Origin of the sequence: Acetobacter fabarum, from assembly GCF_011516925.1 — a bacterium.
In the GTDB taxonomy this organism is placed as follows: domain Bacteria; phylum Pseudomonadota; class Alphaproteobacteria; order Acetobacterales; family Acetobacteraceae; genus Acetobacter; species Acetobacter fabarum.
On record NZ_WOTG01000002.1, the window covers coordinates 255,456 to 271,336 of the forward strand.

Consider the following 15,881-nt stretch of genomic DNA (forward strand, 5'->3'; position numbering starts at 1 on the left):
GCGTTCCTGTGGGGAGAAAGCAGGTAGGCCATGGCCGGAATATGAAAAGATATGCAGCCTGTTTTATAAAAAATGAAATTTATGCAGCGGCATATACAACAGAAAAAAAATGAAATAAATACAACGCAAAAGCCTTGGACAACATGGATGGATTGAGGTGTGGAAAAGTAGTTTTCGCCATCCATATAGTAGAGTGTAAGTGATTCAATGGATGTTTCTAAGTCATTTTTAGCTGATATTAAAGTTGTGGTTTTAATACCCTGCTATAATGAAGAAATAACCATAGGGTCAGTTGTTCGGGATTTTCGGGCAGCACTGCCTAATGCGCCAATCTATGTTTATGACAATAATTCCACGGATCAGACGGTCAAAACCGCGCTGGCCGCTGGTGCCATTGTTCGCTCTGAATCCCTTCAGGGCAAAGGCTACGTGATCCGGCGCATGTTTTCAGACATTGAAGCCGATTTTTACATTCTGGTGGACGGGGATGCCACATACGAGGCCGCTGCTGCACCAGAGATGCTGAAAACCGCCTACACCAACGGGCTGGATATGGTGAATGGCGCGCGTGTTACCGACCGGGTGGATGCCTACCGGCGCGGCCATGTTCTGGGCAACAAGGTGCTTACCGGGCTTGTCACCAGCGTGTTCGGGCGCCGGTTGTCAGACATGCTTTCGGGCTACCGGGTTTTTTCGCGGCGGTTTGTCAAATCCTTTCCCGCCCTGTCTTCAGGGTTTGAGACGGAAACGGAATTTACCGTTCATGCGCTGGAACTGGCCATGCCTATTGGCGAGCAGTCAACCCGTTATGTGGAACGGCCCCCCGGCTCGGCCTCCAAGCTGAATACCTATAGCGATGGCTTCCGTATTCTGGGCATGATCATCAATCTGGTCAAACAGGAACGGCCATTGATGTTCTTTACCACCATTGGTGTGGTTGTGCTGGTTTGCGCCATTGGTCTGGGCTTGCCGGTTATTCTCGACTTTTTCCGGACCGGGCTGGTGCAGCGCCTGCCCACGGCTGTTCTGGCGACCGGGCTGGTCATTCTGGCCGTATTTTCCATGGGGTGTGGTCTTATTCTGGATAGCGTTGCGCTGGGGCGGCGGGAAACCAAACGTCTGGCCTATCTCGCGCTGCCGCCTCCCCCCCGCCTGCCCGATGCGCAGGGCGATGTTCCCCCGGTTGCAACGGCAGAGCCTTAAGGCAAACCCTGCCTTGAGCCTGTACTACCCGGTCTGATTTTAAAGAAGGCGCGCCAGCCGGACAGCCGTATGCCCCCGGCGGGGGCGCAGGTTGGGTATGACCAGCATGCAGTTGTCGTAGGGGGTGCGGATTTCGTCCATGCCATCCACGGCAATCAGGGTTTGGGCGCGTTCAATAATATCTCCACCCGTATAGCGGCGCAGGAAGGCAAAGCCTGCGGTATGGGCTTCCACGCAATCGGTCACCACGGCATTGATCCCGCCCTGGTGTGGGGTGATGGGTAAAGGCGGCCCCATGCCATGCTGGGCCAGAAACGCGCGGGCCATGCTCAGGCTGTGCTGGGTGGCGCTGCGGGTCCAGTGTTGCCCGGCTTCAAGCAGGCAGGCCCGTGCCGTGCCTGATGGTGTGGAAAAACGCTCGTAATCAATCAGGCGGGGCCCGGTGGGGTGGCCCTGATCCAGTACAACCTGTGGAGGGTCTGCCTGCTGGCAGGCCAGAGTGTTGGCCATGCGCAGGTTGCGCTCTGCCATGCTGGTCAGCAGCAGGGGGGCGGAAGGCCATGTCATGGTGTGCAGGTCAAGCAGCACGTCCACCGTGTCAATCACGGGTACAAGCTCGCGCACGCGCTGCATTTCAAGGGATGTATGTGTGGAGTGGATAAGTTTGGGGGCCCACAGCCTGTTCATGTCCTCCTCAATATAACGGAAGCGGGAGGGGTGGCGGGGGTCAAACGCCGCGTAGGCATCCGGGTTAAGAAAAATCAGGCTCAGCCGCCCCCGTGTGGGGGTAGGGGGCGTTGCCAGCAGGTGGGTAAGGGCTCCGGCCCCGGCATATTCGTTGCCGTGCATCAGGGCCGTTATGGCAATGTGGGGGCCGGGCCTGTGGCTTTCAAAATGGTGGACCCCTCTTATGCCGCAGTTCCCCTGCACCCATGGTGTTATGTCCGGCAAGGGGTCTTGCGGTGGTGCGTGGGGGAGCGGTGGCAGAGGGGGAGGCAGAACCTCTGGCAGGGTGCGGAAGCGGTAGGAGCTTTTGCCACCCCGTTTGCGCTTTGCGGCACAGCTCATGGCTGCCCCGGTGCTTTGCAACGGAGTGTTGTCCCCAAAGATTGGCACAATGGGTGAGGGAGGAAAAAACTGCACCACATGGGCCTGAGTATGGTTCGGGTTGCGTGTGGCTGCAATCCCCTCCCTGCACGGTGGTGTGGAGGTGTTGCGGGCATGGGGAACATGCCCGTGTTGTGGTGGCGGATGTGGTTATGCGCCTTTGGTTTTTGGGCGCGGCTTGCCTGCCACAGCGCGCGGGCCAGACGGCGTTGCAGGCGGGAGTGCCTGCTCCGTGCTGAGCACGCGGAGTTTGACATGCGCGCCAACCTCCACCTGCCGCAGGCGCTTGCGTTCGGCCCCCGAACACAGGGTGAGTGCGGAGCCCTTCTGCCCCGCGCGGCCTGTGCGGCCAATGCGGTGCAGGTAGGTTTCGGGCTGTTCGGGTACGTCGTAGTTAATAACCTGCGTAACTGAGGCAATATCCAGCCCACGGGCGGCCACATCGGTCGCGACCAGAATAAACAGGCGGCCAGAGCCAAAGCTGGCCACAGTGCTGGTGCGTTTGTCCTGTGTCAGGTCCCCATGCAGGGGGGCTACGGCCAGACGTGCTTTTTTGAGTGTGGCGGCCAGCACATCCGCTTCCGCTTTGGTGCGGACAAACACAATGCTGCGTGTTTTGGGGCTGCGGCCAAAAAATGTCTTGAGGAAGACTGCCTTCTGCTCGTCTTCCAGAAACAGCACACCCTGACGGATGGCGGGGCGCTCCTCGGGTGGTTTTTCAACACTCAGTTCCACCGGCTTGTACACAATGCTGGCCAGCATGGCCTTGCACGCGGCCGGCATGGTGGCGGAAAAAGCCAGTGTCTGGCGCGGTGTGGGCAGATAGTTGAGGATGGTGCGGGTTTCCTCCTCAAACTCGTGGGTGAACAGGCGGTCGCACTCGTCCATTACAAGCTGGAAGCAGTCTGTAAGGTCGCATGTGCCTGTGCCAATAAAATCCAGCAGACGCCCCGGTGTGGCAATAAGAATACGGCTCATGCCGCTGGTCTGGATGAGTTCTGCGGCCTGCTCGTCCCGGTCCGCGCCGCCATACAGGCAGATAATGGGGGGGGTATGCGTTCTGGCGTTTGCCTGCTTTTTGCCCCCTTCGCCCAGACAGGCGCGAAAGACCTTGGCGGTCTGCAACACAAGTTCACGCGTGGGCACCATAACCAGCAATGTACGGGGTTTGCGGGCCTTGAGCAGCCTGTGCAGCATGGGCAGCGCATAAGCTGCGGTTTTGCCCGTGCCGGTCGGGGCGGTGGCCAGAATGTCCCGCCCTTCCAGTGCTGCGGGAATGGCCGCTAGCTGGATGGGGGTCGGATGTGTCATTCCCGCCTGCTGTGCATGGGCGCAAAGGGCTGGGGACAGACCCGTATCCTTGAAGCTAGCGGACATACTGTTGCCTTTCTCGTGGTCTGGAATGCGTACAAGGTGCCTTGCTTTTAAAGACAAACCGATAGCAAGGACAAAGCGGACCATGCAGGGCGCGTGGTTGCAAAGGCCGATGTGTAGCGGAGGAATGCGCGTTATGGCGAGCGCAATGTATGCAGGTGCGCAAACTGGCTCGAACCCGGTAGAGGATTTGCCGCGTGCGGCACCCCACGCTTTTGTGGTGGGGGAAAATTTTGCCGGTATGCGTTCGCAGGCATTGGGGCTTGCCCACCGTGCCGGGTGGGATGGTACGTTCCAGCCCGTATGCCCCAGCCGTGTGGCGCGTGTGGCGCTGGCTGGCCCGCGCTGGCTTGGCCGCACATGCCTGCGTGGTAGCAGCGGGCAGATGCTGGAATCCCACAAGGACCTGCTGCGCGCGGATGTGGTGATCAGCATTGGTGGCAAGGGTGGCGCCATTGGGGCAGCCCTGCGCGCGCACCACCGCCCGGTGGTGCAGATTCAGAACCCCCGGCAGTCGCTCGCCCGTTTTGACCTGATTCTGGCCTGCCGGCATGATGATATTTCTGGCCCCAATGTTCTGCTCGGCCGCACCGCGTTGCATGGCCTTACCCCCGAGGAGCTTGCAAGTGCCCGGCAGGAGTGGGAGCCACGGTTTGCCCATTTGCCCCGCCCGCTGGTAGCCGCCCTTGTTGGTGGCTCCAACGGGCGCTTCCAGCTGGGTGAGGCAGAAGCCCGCAGGCTGGCCCATGTGCTGGTGCAGACCCGCAAGGATGAAGGCGGCAGCCTGATTGTGACCGCCTCCCGCCGGACAGACCCGCAGGCACTGGCCGCGCTCAAGGAAATTATAGAACCCGCAGGTGGCTTTGTATGGGATGGGGAGGGGGATAACCCCTATATCGGGCTGATCGCCTGTGCCGACAGCCTGCTTGTAACCATAGACAGTGTTTCCATGATGTCCGAATCCGTGGCAGGGCGTGCGCCTGTTACGGTTTTTCCGCTGCCTGGCAAATCCCGCCGGATCAATGAGTTTGTTGAGGAACTCGAACTGGCCGGGCGCGTGCGCGTGCTGGGTGAGAGTGCTATCCGCCTGCCCACGCCATGGTACGTAACCCCACTGGATGATACGGCCGAACTGGTGGGGGAAATGCATAGCAGGCTCGGCTTCTAGCCCGCCTATAGTGCATGGAAGGCAGGGGCAGTACCCAGTGTGCTGCCTCCGGCCCAGTATTGGGTTGGCTGGAATGTATCAGGCTACAGGGGAGCCGGTTCGGGGGTGTCCGGGTTGTCTGCGGGCCAGACCAGAGACGCCAGTGCCGTGGCCATAACGGCCAGCACGCATAACCCCATAGCGGCAACAGGCAGCCCAAACGCAGCCCCCACGCGCCCGGCAAGCGGGTAAGCCAGTAACCAGCATAAATGAGAGAGCGAAAACTGGGCCGCGAACAGTGCGGGTCTGTCCTCCGCCGTGCCGGAGCGGCGGAGCAGGCGGCCAGAAGGTGTTTGTGCAACGGAATACCCAACGCCCAGCACGGCCCAGAGTGGCAGTAGCCAGCCATAGCTGGGCACGCTTATGGCCAGAGCAGCCCCCACACACAACACACTGGCCCCACCCAGCATAACCGTGCGGTCTGCCCTGCGTGCCAGCACGCGGGGTAAGCCAAGAGCTGCCAGCATGGAGCCCGCCCCAAAACAGGCCAGTGCGAGCGCTGTTGCGCTCTGCCCCAAACCGAATGTGCCCTGCACATAAACAACCGTGTTGACCAGCACGATGGAGGCTGCCGCAGCAACGGCCATGTTAATACCCAGCAGGCCCCGCAGGCGCGGAGTAGCAAGGTAGAGGCGTATGCCGCGGGTTGTGCGCTCGTACACACTCCGGTGCGGTGCAGGTCTGGGGGCGGGCAGGCGAACAGACATGACAAGAGCGGCAGAACCCAAAAAGCCCAGCGCAGTCCCCACGAACAGGGCGTGGAAGGACACGACACTCAACAGGGCTGCGGCCAGTAACGGGCTGAGTACGCTTTCCATGTCATACGCAATGCGGGAGAGGGAGAGCGCATCGGTATAATCCTGCTCGTCGGGCAGAATATCGGGGATGGTCGCCTGAAACGTCGGTGTAAATGCAGCCGAAGCCGCCTGGAGGGCAAAGATCAGAACGTAAATCTGCCAGACCGTGTTCACAAACGGCAGGCAGGCGGCCACACCACAGCGTACAAAGTCCAGCAGAACCAGTGCCGTGCGGCGGGGCAGGTGGCCTGCAAAAGCTGCGGCAAGGGGGGCTAGGCCCACATAAGCCAGCATTTTTATGGCCAGTGCGGTGCCCAGTACAGCCCCGGCATGCCCCCCCGCTACGCGGAAGGCCAGCAACCCCAGTGCAACGGTGGCAAGGCCTGTGCCGGTCAGGGCAACAAGCTGTGCCCCAAACAGGTGGCGGTAGGTGCGGTGGCGCAAAACATGCAGCATGCGCTTACAGGTATTTGGTCAGGGCGGCAAAAGCCTGCAAGGCGTCCTCGCGGCTCATCTCGCCTGCGGCAATGGCGTCTATAATGCAGTGCTCAAGGTGGTCCTGCACCAGCATGCGCTTGGATTTGCGGATCGTACTTTCCACGGCCTCAAGCTGTTGCGCAAGGTCCGAGCAGCTTCGGCCTGCGTCGAGCATGGCAATAACTTTGGCAAGGTGCCCGTGGGCCTGTTGCAGTTGCCGCCGGATAAGGGGGTGAGAATGATGAACCATACATCACCCTACCCTAGGGGGGAGGGGTAGGCAACGCACAAACACACGTTGGAATAGAAGTAAGATTGAACTTTTTTAAAATTTCACCGGAATAAATCTGGATTTATCAAATCCAACGTTATTTTCTTCGAAAATATGGTTCAATTTCTTCCAATAAGCCTGATCATTCCCAGATATATTCCATTCATCCAAAAACTCCTGTCCTTTATCAGTCAAATAAAACTGATGGGTTGACCATATCGCAAGACCACTAAACTCATTAGGAGAGTTTTGAGACATTTGTTCAAAAATATCTTTTAGCTCTTCGGGGGTTGGCCCTTCATCAGGGTAATCGATCCACATTAGATGAGAGTAGATCATTCTATATATAAAATCCAAAACATCCTGGCACCACTTTTTTGAATAGGTCCATGGCTCATAAACTGGATACATACAGAAAGGATCAGATATTTCACCACCATTGATGCTAAGTATTGATTCTTTATAAAGGTTCAGCATTATTGTTACTTTTCTGTGATTTTAAAATTTATTATTTAGGAAATGTATTGCATATTTTTTGGTTTTTACAGTTTCTATATCGTCTGCTGTGCAAAAACTTGCTGATCCAGAAGGTCTATATGTTGTAGTATTTCCGTCAGAAAATTTTGCACCTCATGCTCCGGCCTGTTCTTTAATGGTCAAGGGTTTGACTCATATAGATATTAGTTGCTGGGATTATCCGCGGATCAAAGCTGTTCGTCAGTGAGTGATTGGCGCTCGAAGGGGCACGTGAGAGCGTACCTCATAGGTACAAAGTTGTAGGGAGGTCTAAACTCTTTCGAGGTAGCTTTACACTGGAAACCGTTGGGGATCGCAATGCGATGCTCAGTTCAGTAAATTAATGAAGTCCTGACCCTAGATCCAGATGCTGCCCAGCAGCAGAATGGTGCCGACAATCAGCGCTGCCACATGCCGCATGACGTGCTCGGGTGTGTCCTGTGGCAGGGTCAGGTAGAAGTTGAAGCAGTACAGCACCAGCCCCACGCCCAGTACAATACTGATGGCGCGGGCTATGGGGTAGGTTGAAATATCCCTTGGGTCAAACTGCATGGTGCTGCCTTACTTTTTTACAGGCGCTCAGCGGCTGGTGTTACGGGTTATGCGCTTACAAAAGCGGATGCGGGGTAGCCCTGCATGAATAGTGCCGTGCGGAGCGAGGTATGGTTGATCTGGGCCGCTACGGCCTGACGCACAACCGGCTTTGCAAAAAAGGCAATGCCCAGCCCTGCGGCGCGCAGCATGGGCAGGTCGTTTGCGCCATCGCCAATGGCCAGAGTAGCCTCGGGGGCCAGCTTGTGGCGCGTGCTGAGTTGTTCCAGCAGGTCCAGTTTGGTTTGCGCGCCTAGAATGGGCAGGCCGGGGGCACCGCTCAGGTGGCCGGTCGCATCGGTCAGCAGGGTATTGGCGTGGTTTTCCTCAAACCCGCAAAGGGCGGCCACGCGGGAGGTAAAAAAGGTAAACCCGCCCGATACCAGCGCCGTGTAGGCTCCATGCGCACGCATGGTGCGCACCATTTCCACCGCGCCGGGGTTCAGGCGCACATCCTGCCATGCTTTTTCCAGCAGGCTTTGGGGCAGACCTTTAAGCAGGGCTACGCGTTCGCGCAGGGAGGTGGCAAAATCCAGCTCGCCGTTCATGGAGCGGGTGGTAATGGCGGCAACCTTGTCCCCAATACCGGCAAGGGCTGCCAGATCATCGAGTGTTTCGTTGGCGACAATGGTGCTGTCCATGTCCGAGACCAGCAGTTTTTTGCGGCGGCCCTCTGCGGGGGTCAGTACCACGTCCACCTTGCTGCCAAGATGTGTGTGTAACTGGGCCAGCACGTCTGGCGTGCAGGCCGGACAGGGAATATCCACTGCCTCCCCGGGGGAGAGGATAACGGTTTCACCCTGGGCACGGATAATATCACGCACGAGGGAGATTGTGGCGGTATCGAGTGTTGTTGCCTCACGGGGGGCAACAAGGGTCAGAACAAGGCTCGTCATGGCACTTGGGTGTGTGGCAGGAATACGGACATGAAGCAAGCAGAACACCCATGCCCCAGCCCGGCAACCCGCTACACGCAAAGCCAGCCCCCGGCCCTTGTGCTGGCAGGGCCGACCTGTTCGGGCAAATCCGCCCTGGCACTCAGGCTGGCCCAGCAGTTGGGGGGCGTGGTTATTAACGCGGATTCCATGCAGGTTTATAAAGACCTGCGTGTGCTGACCGCCCGCCCGGACGAGGCGGAAGAACAGCGTGTGCCGCACCGGTTATATGGTGTGCTGCCCGCCGCCCATAAGGGGAGCGTGGCATGGTGGCGCGAGCAGGCTCTGGCAGCCATGCAGCAGGCATGGCATGCGGGGCAGTTGCCCATACTATGCGGGGGCACGGGCATGTATATGCGCGCCCTGACCGATGGGCTGGCCCAGATTCCACAAAGCCCCCCTGCCGTGCAGCAGGCTGCCCGTGCTCTGGTAGCGGAGGAAGGGGCCCCCGCCGTGCATGAGCGGCTTATGGCGGTGGACCCGCAAACGGCATCACGCCTCAAGCCAGTGGATTCGCAGCGTGTGGCCCGTGCGTGGGAGGTATGGCAGGCCACAGGCCATGGGCTGGACTGGTGGCTGGCCCAGCCCGGCCTGCCGCCCGCCCCGGCCCGGTTTGTCGCTGTGCGTCTGGACCCGTCCCGGGTGGAACTGCGTGCGCGCATACAGGCCCGGTTTACCGCCATGCTGGAGCAGGGCGGCGTGGAGGAGGTGCGCGCCCTGTTACAACAGAATCTGGACCCGGACCTGCCCGCCATGCGCGCCCATGGCGTGCCCGAACTGGCTGCCATGCTGCGGGGGGAGATTACACAGGCCGAAGCCGCAACCCGTGCCGTTGCCGCCACAGGGCGCTACACCAAGCGGCAGGCCACATGGTTTGCCCACCATCCGCTTACGGCTGAGGGGCTGACCTGTATGGTTAATGCCTGTTTTTCCGATTTTGAGCAATTTTCGGAAAGAAAGTATGATGAAATTGTTTCTTTTATTCTAAAGGGGATTGACGCACCCAATATCGGGTCCTAAACAGGCGACCTGCTCCCAATTCCGGGAAGAGAGGACGCTATGACACGCACAACGGGTTCGACCACACTGGACGCTCAGACAACCACCACCCTGCCGGGTGCGGAAGTTCTTCTGCGCGCATTGGTCGAACAGGGTGTGGAGGTTATTTTTGGCTACCCCGGTGGCGCCGTTCTTCCTATTTACGATGCCCTGTTCAAGCAGAATCACATCCGCCACGTTCTGGTGCGCCATGAGCAGGCGGCTGTGCACGCGGCGGAGGCCTATGCCCGCTCGACCGGCAAGGTGGGGGTGGTGCTGGTGACCAGTGGCCCGGGGGCGACCAACGCCGTAACCGGCCTTCTGGACGCCATGATGGATTCCATTCCGCTGGTCTGCCTGTCCGGGCAGGTGCCCACACCCCTGATTGGCAATGATGCTTTTCAGGAAGCGGATACAACGGGCATTACCCGCCCTGTTACCAAATACAACTATCTGGTGCGCAAGCCTGAAGATCTGGCTCCTGCGGTACATGAGGCTTTTGCCATTGCCCGCTCCGGCCGGCCCGGCCCGGTGCTGATTGACCTGCCCAAGAACATTACGGTGGGCGATGCCCCTTATGTGGAGGCACACGCCGTAACCCCGCGCACCACCCGTATGGGCTCCCAGCCAGACCGTGCGGCCATTACCCGTGCCGTGGCAGCCATGAAGGCAGGCAAACGCCCGCTGTTTTACACGGGTGGCGGGGTTATCAACTCCGGCCCGCAGGCCAGTGCCGCTTTGCGCCGGTTGGTGGAACTGACGGGTTTTCCCGTAACATCCACGCTCATGGGGCTGGGGGCGTTCCCCGGTACGGACCAGCGATTCCTTGGCATGCTGGGCATGCACGGGACGTATGAGGCCAATCTGGCAATCCACGGCTGCGATGTGCTGATCGCCCTTGGCAGCCGGTTTGATGACCGGGTAACCGGGCGGCTGGATGCGTTCTCCCCCAGCTCGTTCAAAATCCATGTTGATATTGATCCCTCCCAGATCAACAAGATCGTGCATGTCAACGAAGGCATTGTGGGGGATGTCGGGCAGATTATCGATCTGATGATCGAAGAGTGGGAAAAACAGCCCGCTTACGCCCATAAGTCTGACCTGGATGCCTGGTGGACACAGATTGAAAGCTGGCGCGCGCTGGACTGCCTGCGCTTTGGGCAGGACAAGGCCCCCGATGCCGTGATCAAGCCGCAGCAGGCCATCCAGCGGATTTACGAACTGGCACGCCAGACCGGGCGGGATACGTACGTTTCCACCGAAGTCGGGCAGCACCAGATGTGGGCTGCGCAGTTCTTCCGCTTTGATGCCCCCAATCGCTGGCTGACATCGGGCGGGCTTGGCACCATGGGCTACGGCCTGCCTGCTGCCGTTGGCGCGCAGATTGCGCACCCCGATGCGCTGGTTATGGATATTGCGGGGGAAGCCTCAACCCTGATGAACATTCAGGAACTGGGGACCATCGCGCAGTACCGCCTGCCGGTTAAAATTTTCATCATCAACAACCACTACATGGGCATGGTCCGCCAGTGGCAGGAACTGCTGCACGGTTCGCGCTATTCGGAAAGCTATTCCGATGCCCTGCCGGACTTTGTAAAGCTGGCGGAAAGTTTCCATGCCACCGGCCTGCGCGTGACCCGGCTGGACGAGCTGGATGCCACCATCCAGAAGGCGCTGGAGCATAATGGCCCCGTGCTGGTGGATATTTGCGTGGCGGAGGGGGAAAACTGCTTCCCCATGATTCCATCTGGTGCCGCCCATAACCAGATGATCCTTGGCCCGGAGCAGGAAGCAAGCAGTGCCACGATCAGCAAGGAAGGGCAGATGCTGGTCTGATTAACCAGTTCTGTTCTTTTAGGTTCCGTCTTGTCCTTTCTGCCTTGATTGCGAGAAACATGAGTATGCAGGTCGAAGTTTCCGGTTCCGCTGTTATTTCCCTTCTGGTGGATAACGAGAGCGGGGCTCTTGCCCGTATTGTGGAGCTGTTCTCGGGCCGTGGTTACAACATCCAGAGCCTGACCGTGGCTCCGGTGGATGAGCATGGCCACACTTCCCGTGTGAACATTGTCACCACGGGCACGCAGTCTTCCATCCGGCAGGTCAAAACGCAGCTTGAGCGGCTTGTGCCCGTCTCGCGCGTAGTCAACCTTACGGCGGAAGGGCCTTATGTTGCGCGGGAAATGGCTCTGGTCAAAGTGGTATCCTCTGGCGAACCACGGACCGAAGCCCTGCGCATTGCACAGGCGTTCCGGGCACGGGCGGTTGATACAACCGCCAGTTCCTTTGTGTTTGAACTGACCGGCTCCACAGACAAGCTGGACAGTTTTATTGAGCTGATGCGCCCGCTCGGGCTTGTTGAGGTGTCCCGCACCGGGGTTGCCTCCATTTGCCGCGGGCCGCAGACAATTCAGAACTTCTGAAGTATAGACAGGTGCAACGCCGGGGACTGACCCCCGGCAACAGGGAGAAAAGTATAATGGCTATGCGCGTGTATTATGATCGTGACGCCGACGTTAACCTGATCAAGTCCAAAAAGGTGGCCGTTATCGGTTACGGCAGCCAGGGCCATGCCCATGCCAACAACCTGAAGGACAGCGGTGTTTCCGACGTTGTGATCGGCCTGCGTGAAGGCTCCACGGCAGCGGAAAAAGCCCGCAATGCTGGCTTTACGGTTATGACGCCCGACAAGGCCGCTGCCTGGGCAGACGTTGTTATGGTGCTGACCCCCGATGAAGGCCAGGGCGCACTGTACACCGAATCCCTGGAAAAGAACCTTAAGCAGGGTGCAGCACTTGCCTTTGCTCATGGTCTGTCCATCCACTTCCGCCTGATCGAAGCCCGCCCTGACCTGGACGTGTTCCTGATCGCACCCAAAGGCCCCGGCCACACCGTGCGTTCCGAATACCAGCGTGGCGGCGGCGTGCCCTGCCTGGTGGCCATTGCACAGGACAAGTCCGGCAAGGCTCTGGACATCGCCCTGTCCTACGCATCCGCCATTGGTGGTGGCCGTGCAGGCACGATCGAAACTTCCTTCAAGGAAGAAGTGGAAACCGATCTGTTTGGTGAACAGGCCGTGCTCTGCGGTGGTCTGGTCGAGCTGATCCGCGCTGGCTTTGAAACGCTGGTTGAAGGCGGTTACGCCCCGGAAATGGCTTACTTCGAATGCCTGCACGAAATGAAGCTGATCGTGGACCTGATCTACGAAGGCGGCATTGCCAACATGAACTACTCCATCTCCAACACTGCGGAGTATGGTGAGTACGTATCTGGCCCGCGCGTGATCACGGCGGAAAGCAAGAAGGCCATGAAGGACATCCTGACGGACATCCAGAACGGCACCTTCGTGCGTAACTTCGTGCTGGAAAACAAATCTGGCAACGTGTTCTTCAAAGCGACCCGCGCTCGTAACGATGCCCACCAGATTGAAGCCGTTGGCGAAAAACTGCGTGGCATGATGCCCTGGATCGCCAAGTCCCGTCTGGTTGACAAAACCAAGAACTAAGACCGCGACCCTTACGGCGTTTATGCTGTGCTTAAAGGCTCCCCCACCAGCAGGTGGGGGAGCCTTTTTTGTATCTGCACCGCTCCCAGCCTTGCAAAGGAGGGCGCATTGCGTGCCGGGGCTGGCTGAAAAACGGTAGTCTTCAAATTGTTGTAGGGGTCATTGTTATCCTGCGTGACTGCTCTTTATGATCTTGCTGACCCGCAAGAGAAATGGAGAGTGTTGACGATGACAACCCTTGATCTGGTTGATGAACAGCAGCGCGGGATGGTGGCGTCGTTTCCAGCCTTCAACCCTGAGCAGGATGATCTGGCAGAATTCCGCCGTGCGCTGGTGGAAGGCACAACAGAACTCTTGCAATCCGCCGCAGCCAGATTTGAGGAGCGCATCATCCCTGGCCCCAAGGGTGCGCCAGATGTGCGGATTATCCTGTTCCGCCCCGTGGATGTTCAGGGCGTTGTGCCTGTTATTCTCAATATTCATGGTGGCGGCATGATCGCGGGCACGCCAGACATGCAGGCCGGGGCACTGGAGCGCCTTGCGGCAGATACGGCGGCTCTGGTCGTGTCGGTTGATTACCGGCTGGCGCCGGAAACGCCTTTTCCCGGTGGTCTGGAGGATATTTACGCCGCGCTGGTATGGCTGCATGAGCACGCGCGTGCGCTTGGGGCAGACCCCTCGCGCATTATGGTCATGGGCGATAGCGGGGGCGGTTGCCTTGCGGCGGCCACCGCTCTTCTTGCGCGGGACCGCGCAAAGGTAAGGCTGTGCGGTCAGGCCCTGATCTACCCTATGCTGGACCTGCGCACAGGTAGCCCCGATGCCCCGGGGGATGACCCCACAACCGGGGAGTTTGTCTGGACTCGCGCACAGAACCGGCACGCATGGTCTGCAGTGCGGGGGGCGCTGGCAGCGGATGACCCGCGGTTTGCTTACCTGTCCCCCACCTTTATGCATGACCTGTCGGGGCTGCCTGCAACATTTATCGTAACCGGCGCGCTAGACCTGTTCCGGGATGAGGATGTGACGTTTGCACACCGCCTGTGGCATGCTGGCGTGCCAACCGAGCTGGTGGTGTATGCCCGTGCGGTCCATGGGTTTGACTTGCTGCCTTCTGCTCTGGCTGAGCGTTGCCGCCATGATCTGGTGGCTGCCGTGCGGCGCATGCTGGGGACGTAAAGCGCACAGGCAGGCTTCTGGTTGAGCACTCATGCTGCTGCGTTGGCCTGCTGGCTGGCATGCAGTGGAGCCTTAAAGTGGGTGTGGGCGGCAGGCACGCTCTCGTTTGCCTATGCCGGTCATTGCCTTGCCGGAAAAAGTGATGAGCAGGAAGTGAACACCCGGCACAGGATATGCGTTGCATAAGTGTACGGCGAACACGCGAAGGAGACCGTGGTGACAAATGATTCAACCGTGAAAATACACACAACGGAATCCGGTATCCCGGTTTCGAGCGATGAGCATTCGCTCACTGTTGGCGCGAATGGCCCCATTGTTCTGCATGATCATTACCTGATCGAGCAGATGGCGGCCTTTAATCGCGAGATGATCCCCGACCGCCAGCCCCATGCCAAAGGGAGCGGTGCATTTGGTACGTTTGAAGTCACGCACGACATGAGCGCGTACACCTGTGCAAAGTTTTTGCAGCCGGGTGCGAAGACCGAGGTTGTGGCCCGGTTTTCAACCGTGGCAGGGGAGGCTGGCAGCCCCGATACATGGCGGGACCCACGCGGTTTTGCCCTGAAGTTTTATACGGATGAAGGCAACTTTGATATGGTCGGCAACAATACGCCGATCTTCTTTGTGCGTGATCCGCTTAAGTTCCAGCATTTCATCCATTCCCAGAAGCGCCGGGTCGATAACGGCCTGCGTGATAACGACATGCAGTGGGATTTCTGGACCCTCAGCCCCGAAACCGCACATCAGGTTACCTGGCTTATGGGGGACCGGGGTATTCCGGCGTCATGGCGGCATATGGATGGTTTTTCCAGCCATACCTACATGTGGGTCAATGCACGGGGGGAACGGTTCTGGGTTAAATACCACTTCAAAACCGATCAGGGTATTCAATGCCTGACGCAGGAGCAGGCTGGTAAAATTGCTGGGCAGGACGCGGATTATCACCGCAGGGACCTGTACGCGGCAATCCGGCGTGGGGAGTATCCAAGCTGGACGCTCAAAATGCAGATCATGCCGTATGAGGATGCCAAAACCTACCACATCAACCCGTTTGATCTGACCAAGGTCTGGCCGCATGAGGACTATCCGCTGATCGATGTCGGCAGGCTCACGCTTGACCGGAACCCAACGGATTTCCATTCCCAGATCGAACAGCTTGCGTTTGAACCAAACAATTTTGTACCCGGCACCGGCCTGTCGCCTGACAAGATGTTGCTCGGCCGTGCGTTTGCTTATGCGGACGCCCACCGTGCGCGCCTTGGCGTGAATTACAAGCAGATCCCGGTTAACGCACCCAAATGCCCCGTTCATGGGTACACCAAGGGCGGCACAATGCGCATGAACCCCGCGCACGACCCGGCTTATGTGCCCAACTCCAAAGGTGGGCCGGTGGCGGATGCACAGCGTTTTCCAGATAACGCAGTCTGGGCGGCCGATGGGGCTTTTGTGCGGGAAGCCTACACCTTACGCGCCGATGATGATGATTTTGCGCAGGCCAATACCCTGATCAACCGCGTTATGGACAGTGCCGCGCGGGACAGGCTGGTGAGCAATATTGTCGGCCATGTTCTACAGGGTGTTGAAGAACCTGTGCTGTCACGGGTGTTTGAATACTGGACTAATATTGATGCCACCATAGGCCAGCGCGTGCGCGATGGCGTGGCTGCTGCACGGGACTAACCCC

The 15,881-nt window shown here is 58.7% G+C and carries 15 protein-coding genes; 8 read left to right on the top strand and 7 right to left on the bottom strand.

Annotated features, from left to right (window positions below):
* Positions 1-207: 207 nt before the first annotated feature.
* Positions 208-1,203, top strand: coding sequence for a glycosyltransferase family 2 protein (locus GOB83_RS04210; RefSeq protein ID WP_165925326.1), 996 nt, complete (start codon positions 208-210; stop codon positions 1,201-1,203).
* A 39-nt stretch (positions 1,204-1,242) separates the two neighbouring features.
* Here the strand turns inward: GOB83_RS04210 and GOB83_RS04215 are convergent, their stop codons facing one another.
* Together GOB83_RS04215 and GOB83_RS04220 are read right to left on the bottom strand one after the other, a co-directional pair.
* Positions 1,243-2,271 (bottom strand): M14 family metallopeptidase, encoded by a 1,029-nt coding sequence (locus tag GOB83_RS04215; protein WP_165925327.1) that lies wholly within the window; start codon positions 2,269-2,271, stop codon positions 1,243-1,245.
* Positions 2,272-2,460: 189 nt separating this feature from the next.
* Complete coding sequence (locus GOB83_RS04220) at positions 2,461-3,687, bottom strand: DEAD/DEAH box helicase (RefSeq protein WP_165925328.1); 1,227 nt, start codon at positions 3,685-3,687, stop codon at positions 2,461-2,463.
* A gap of 133 nt (positions 3,688-3,820) precedes the next feature.
* Here GOB83_RS04220 and GOB83_RS04225 point away from each other — a divergent pair, with 133 nt between their 5' ends.
* The gene (locus GOB83_RS04225; RefSeq protein ID WP_086645706.1) at positions 3,821-4,852 is read left to right on the top strand and encodes a mitochondrial fission ELM1 family protein; all 1,032 of its coding nucleotides are present in this window, start codon (positions 3,821-3,823) and stop codon (positions 4,850-4,852) included.
* Between the two features lie 83 nt (positions 4,853-4,935).
* On the opposite strand, the gene GOB83_RS04230 is transcribed toward GOB83_RS04225, so the two are convergent.
* The 5 genes from GOB83_RS04230 to serB form a co-directional block, all read right to left on the bottom strand.
* Entirely contained in the window at positions 4,936-6,144 is a 1,209-nt protein-coding gene (locus GOB83_RS04230; protein WP_165925329.1) for an MFS transporter, read from the bottom strand.
* Between the two features lie 4 nt (positions 6,145-6,148).
* Positions 6,149-6,415, bottom strand: a complete 267-nt coding sequence (locus tag GOB83_RS04235) for a metal-sensing transcriptional repressor (RefSeq protein WP_165925330.1) — start codon at positions 6,413-6,415, stop codon at positions 6,149-6,151.
* 75 nt (positions 6,416-6,490) lie between these two features.
* A complete protein-coding gene (locus GOB83_RS04240) occupies positions 6,491-6,913 on the bottom strand; it encodes a hypothetical protein (protein WP_165925331.1) in 423 nt (140 codons plus the stop codon).
* Between the two features lie 396 nt (positions 6,914-7,309).
* Positions 7,310-7,504 (bottom strand): hypothetical protein, encoded by a 195-nt coding sequence (locus GOB83_RS04245; RefSeq protein WP_165925332.1) that lies wholly within the window; start codon positions 7,502-7,504, stop codon positions 7,310-7,312.
* A 47-nt stretch (positions 7,505-7,551) separates the two neighbouring features.
* Positions 7,552-8,439 (bottom strand): phosphoserine phosphatase SerB, encoded by an 888-nt coding sequence (serB, locus tag GOB83_RS04250; protein ID WP_165925333.1) that lies wholly within the window; start codon positions 8,437-8,439, stop codon positions 7,552-7,554.
* A 30-nt stretch (positions 8,440-8,469) separates the two neighbouring features.
* Here serB and miaA point away from each other — a divergent pair, with 30 nt between their 5' ends.
* The 6 genes from miaA to GOB83_RS04280 all read left to right on the top strand — a co-directional run bounded on the left by miaA (position 8,470) and on the right by GOB83_RS04280 (position 15,877).
* Entirely contained in the window at positions 8,470-9,498 is a 1,029-nt protein-coding gene (gene miaA, locus GOB83_RS04255; RefSeq protein WP_165925334.1) for a tRNA (adenosine(37)-N6)-dimethylallyltransferase MiaA, read from the top strand.
* A 39-nt stretch (positions 9,499-9,537) separates the two neighbouring features.
* Positions 9,538-11,352 carry a biosynthetic-type acetolactate synthase large subunit gene (ilvB, locus tag GOB83_RS04260; protein ID WP_165925335.1) on the top strand — a complete coding sequence of 605 codons (1,815 nt, stop codon included), beginning with the start codon at positions 9,538-9,540 and terminating at the stop codon, positions 11,350-11,352.
* A 65-nt stretch (positions 11,353-11,417) separates the two neighbouring features.
* Positions 11,418-11,936 (top strand): acetolactate synthase small subunit, encoded by a 519-nt coding sequence (gene ilvN / locus GOB83_RS04265; protein ID WP_086645705.1) that lies wholly within the window; start codon positions 11,418-11,420, stop codon positions 11,934-11,936.
* Between the two features lie 62 nt (positions 11,937-11,998).
* Positions 11,999-13,018 (top strand): ketol-acid reductoisomerase, encoded by a 1,020-nt coding sequence (gene ilvC / locus GOB83_RS04270; protein ID WP_086645704.1) that lies wholly within the window; start codon positions 11,999-12,001, stop codon positions 13,016-13,018.
* A gap of 228 nt (positions 13,019-13,246) precedes the next feature.
* Positions 13,247-14,197 (top strand): alpha/beta hydrolase, encoded by a 951-nt coding sequence (locus tag GOB83_RS04275; RefSeq protein WP_165925336.1) that lies wholly within the window; start codon positions 13,247-13,249, stop codon positions 14,195-14,197.
* A 234-nt stretch (positions 14,198-14,431) separates the two neighbouring features.
* Positions 14,432-15,877 (top strand): catalase, encoded by a 1,446-nt coding sequence (locus GOB83_RS04280; RefSeq protein ID WP_264802532.1) that lies wholly within the window; start codon positions 14,432-14,434, stop codon positions 15,875-15,877.
* Positions 15,878-15,881: the final 4 nt, after the last annotated feature.

Bases quoted from the DNA above. Each gene is read 5' to 3' on its own strand.
- GOB83_RS04210 (WP_165925326.1), top strand. From the start codon at position 208: ATGGATGTTTCTAAGTCATTTTTAGCTGATATTAAAGTTGTGGTTTTA.
- GOB83_RS04215 (WP_165925327.1), bottom strand. From the start codon at position 2,271: ATGAGCTGTGCCGCAAAGCGCAAACGGGGTGGCAAAAGCTCCTACCGC.
- GOB83_RS04220 (WP_165925328.1), bottom strand. From the start codon at position 3,687: ATGTCCGCTAGCTTCAAGGATACGGGTCTGTCCCCAGCCCTTTGCGCC.
- GOB83_RS04225 (WP_086645706.1), top strand. From the start codon at position 3,821: ATGGCGAGCGCAATGTATGCAGGTGCGCAAACTGGCTCGAACCCGGTA.
- GOB83_RS04230 (WP_165925329.1), bottom strand. From the start codon at position 6,144: ATGCTGCATGTTTTGCGCCACCGCACCTACCGCCACCTGTTTGGGGCA.
- GOB83_RS04235 (WP_165925330.1), bottom strand. From the start codon at position 6,415: ATGGTTCATCATTCTCACCCCCTTATCCGGCGGCAACTGCAACAGGCC.
- GOB83_RS04240 (WP_165925331.1), bottom strand. From the start codon at position 6,913: ATGCTGAACCTTTATAAAGAATCAATACTTAGCATCAATGGTGGTGAA.
- GOB83_RS04245 (WP_165925332.1), bottom strand. From the start codon at position 7,504: ATGCAGTTTGACCCAAGGGATATTTCAACCTACCCCATAGCCCGCGCC.
- serB (WP_165925333.1), bottom strand. From the start codon at position 8,439: ATGACGAGCCTTGTTCTGACCCTTGTTGCCCCCCGTGAGGCAACAACA.
- miaA (WP_165925334.1), top strand. From the start codon at position 8,470: ATGAAGCAAGCAGAACACCCATGCCCCAGCCCGGCAACCCGCTACACG.
- ilvB (WP_165925335.1), top strand. From the start codon at position 9,538: ATGACACGCACAACGGGTTCGACCACACTGGACGCTCAGACAACCACC.
- ilvN (WP_086645705.1), top strand. From the start codon at position 11,418: ATGCAGGTCGAAGTTTCCGGTTCCGCTGTTATTTCCCTTCTGGTGGAT.
- ilvC (WP_086645704.1), top strand. From the start codon at position 11,999: ATGCGCGTGTATTATGATCGTGACGCCGACGTTAACCTGATCAAGTCC.
- GOB83_RS04275 (WP_165925336.1), top strand. From the start codon at position 13,247: ATGACAACCCTTGATCTGGTTGATGAACAGCAGCGCGGGATGGTGGCG.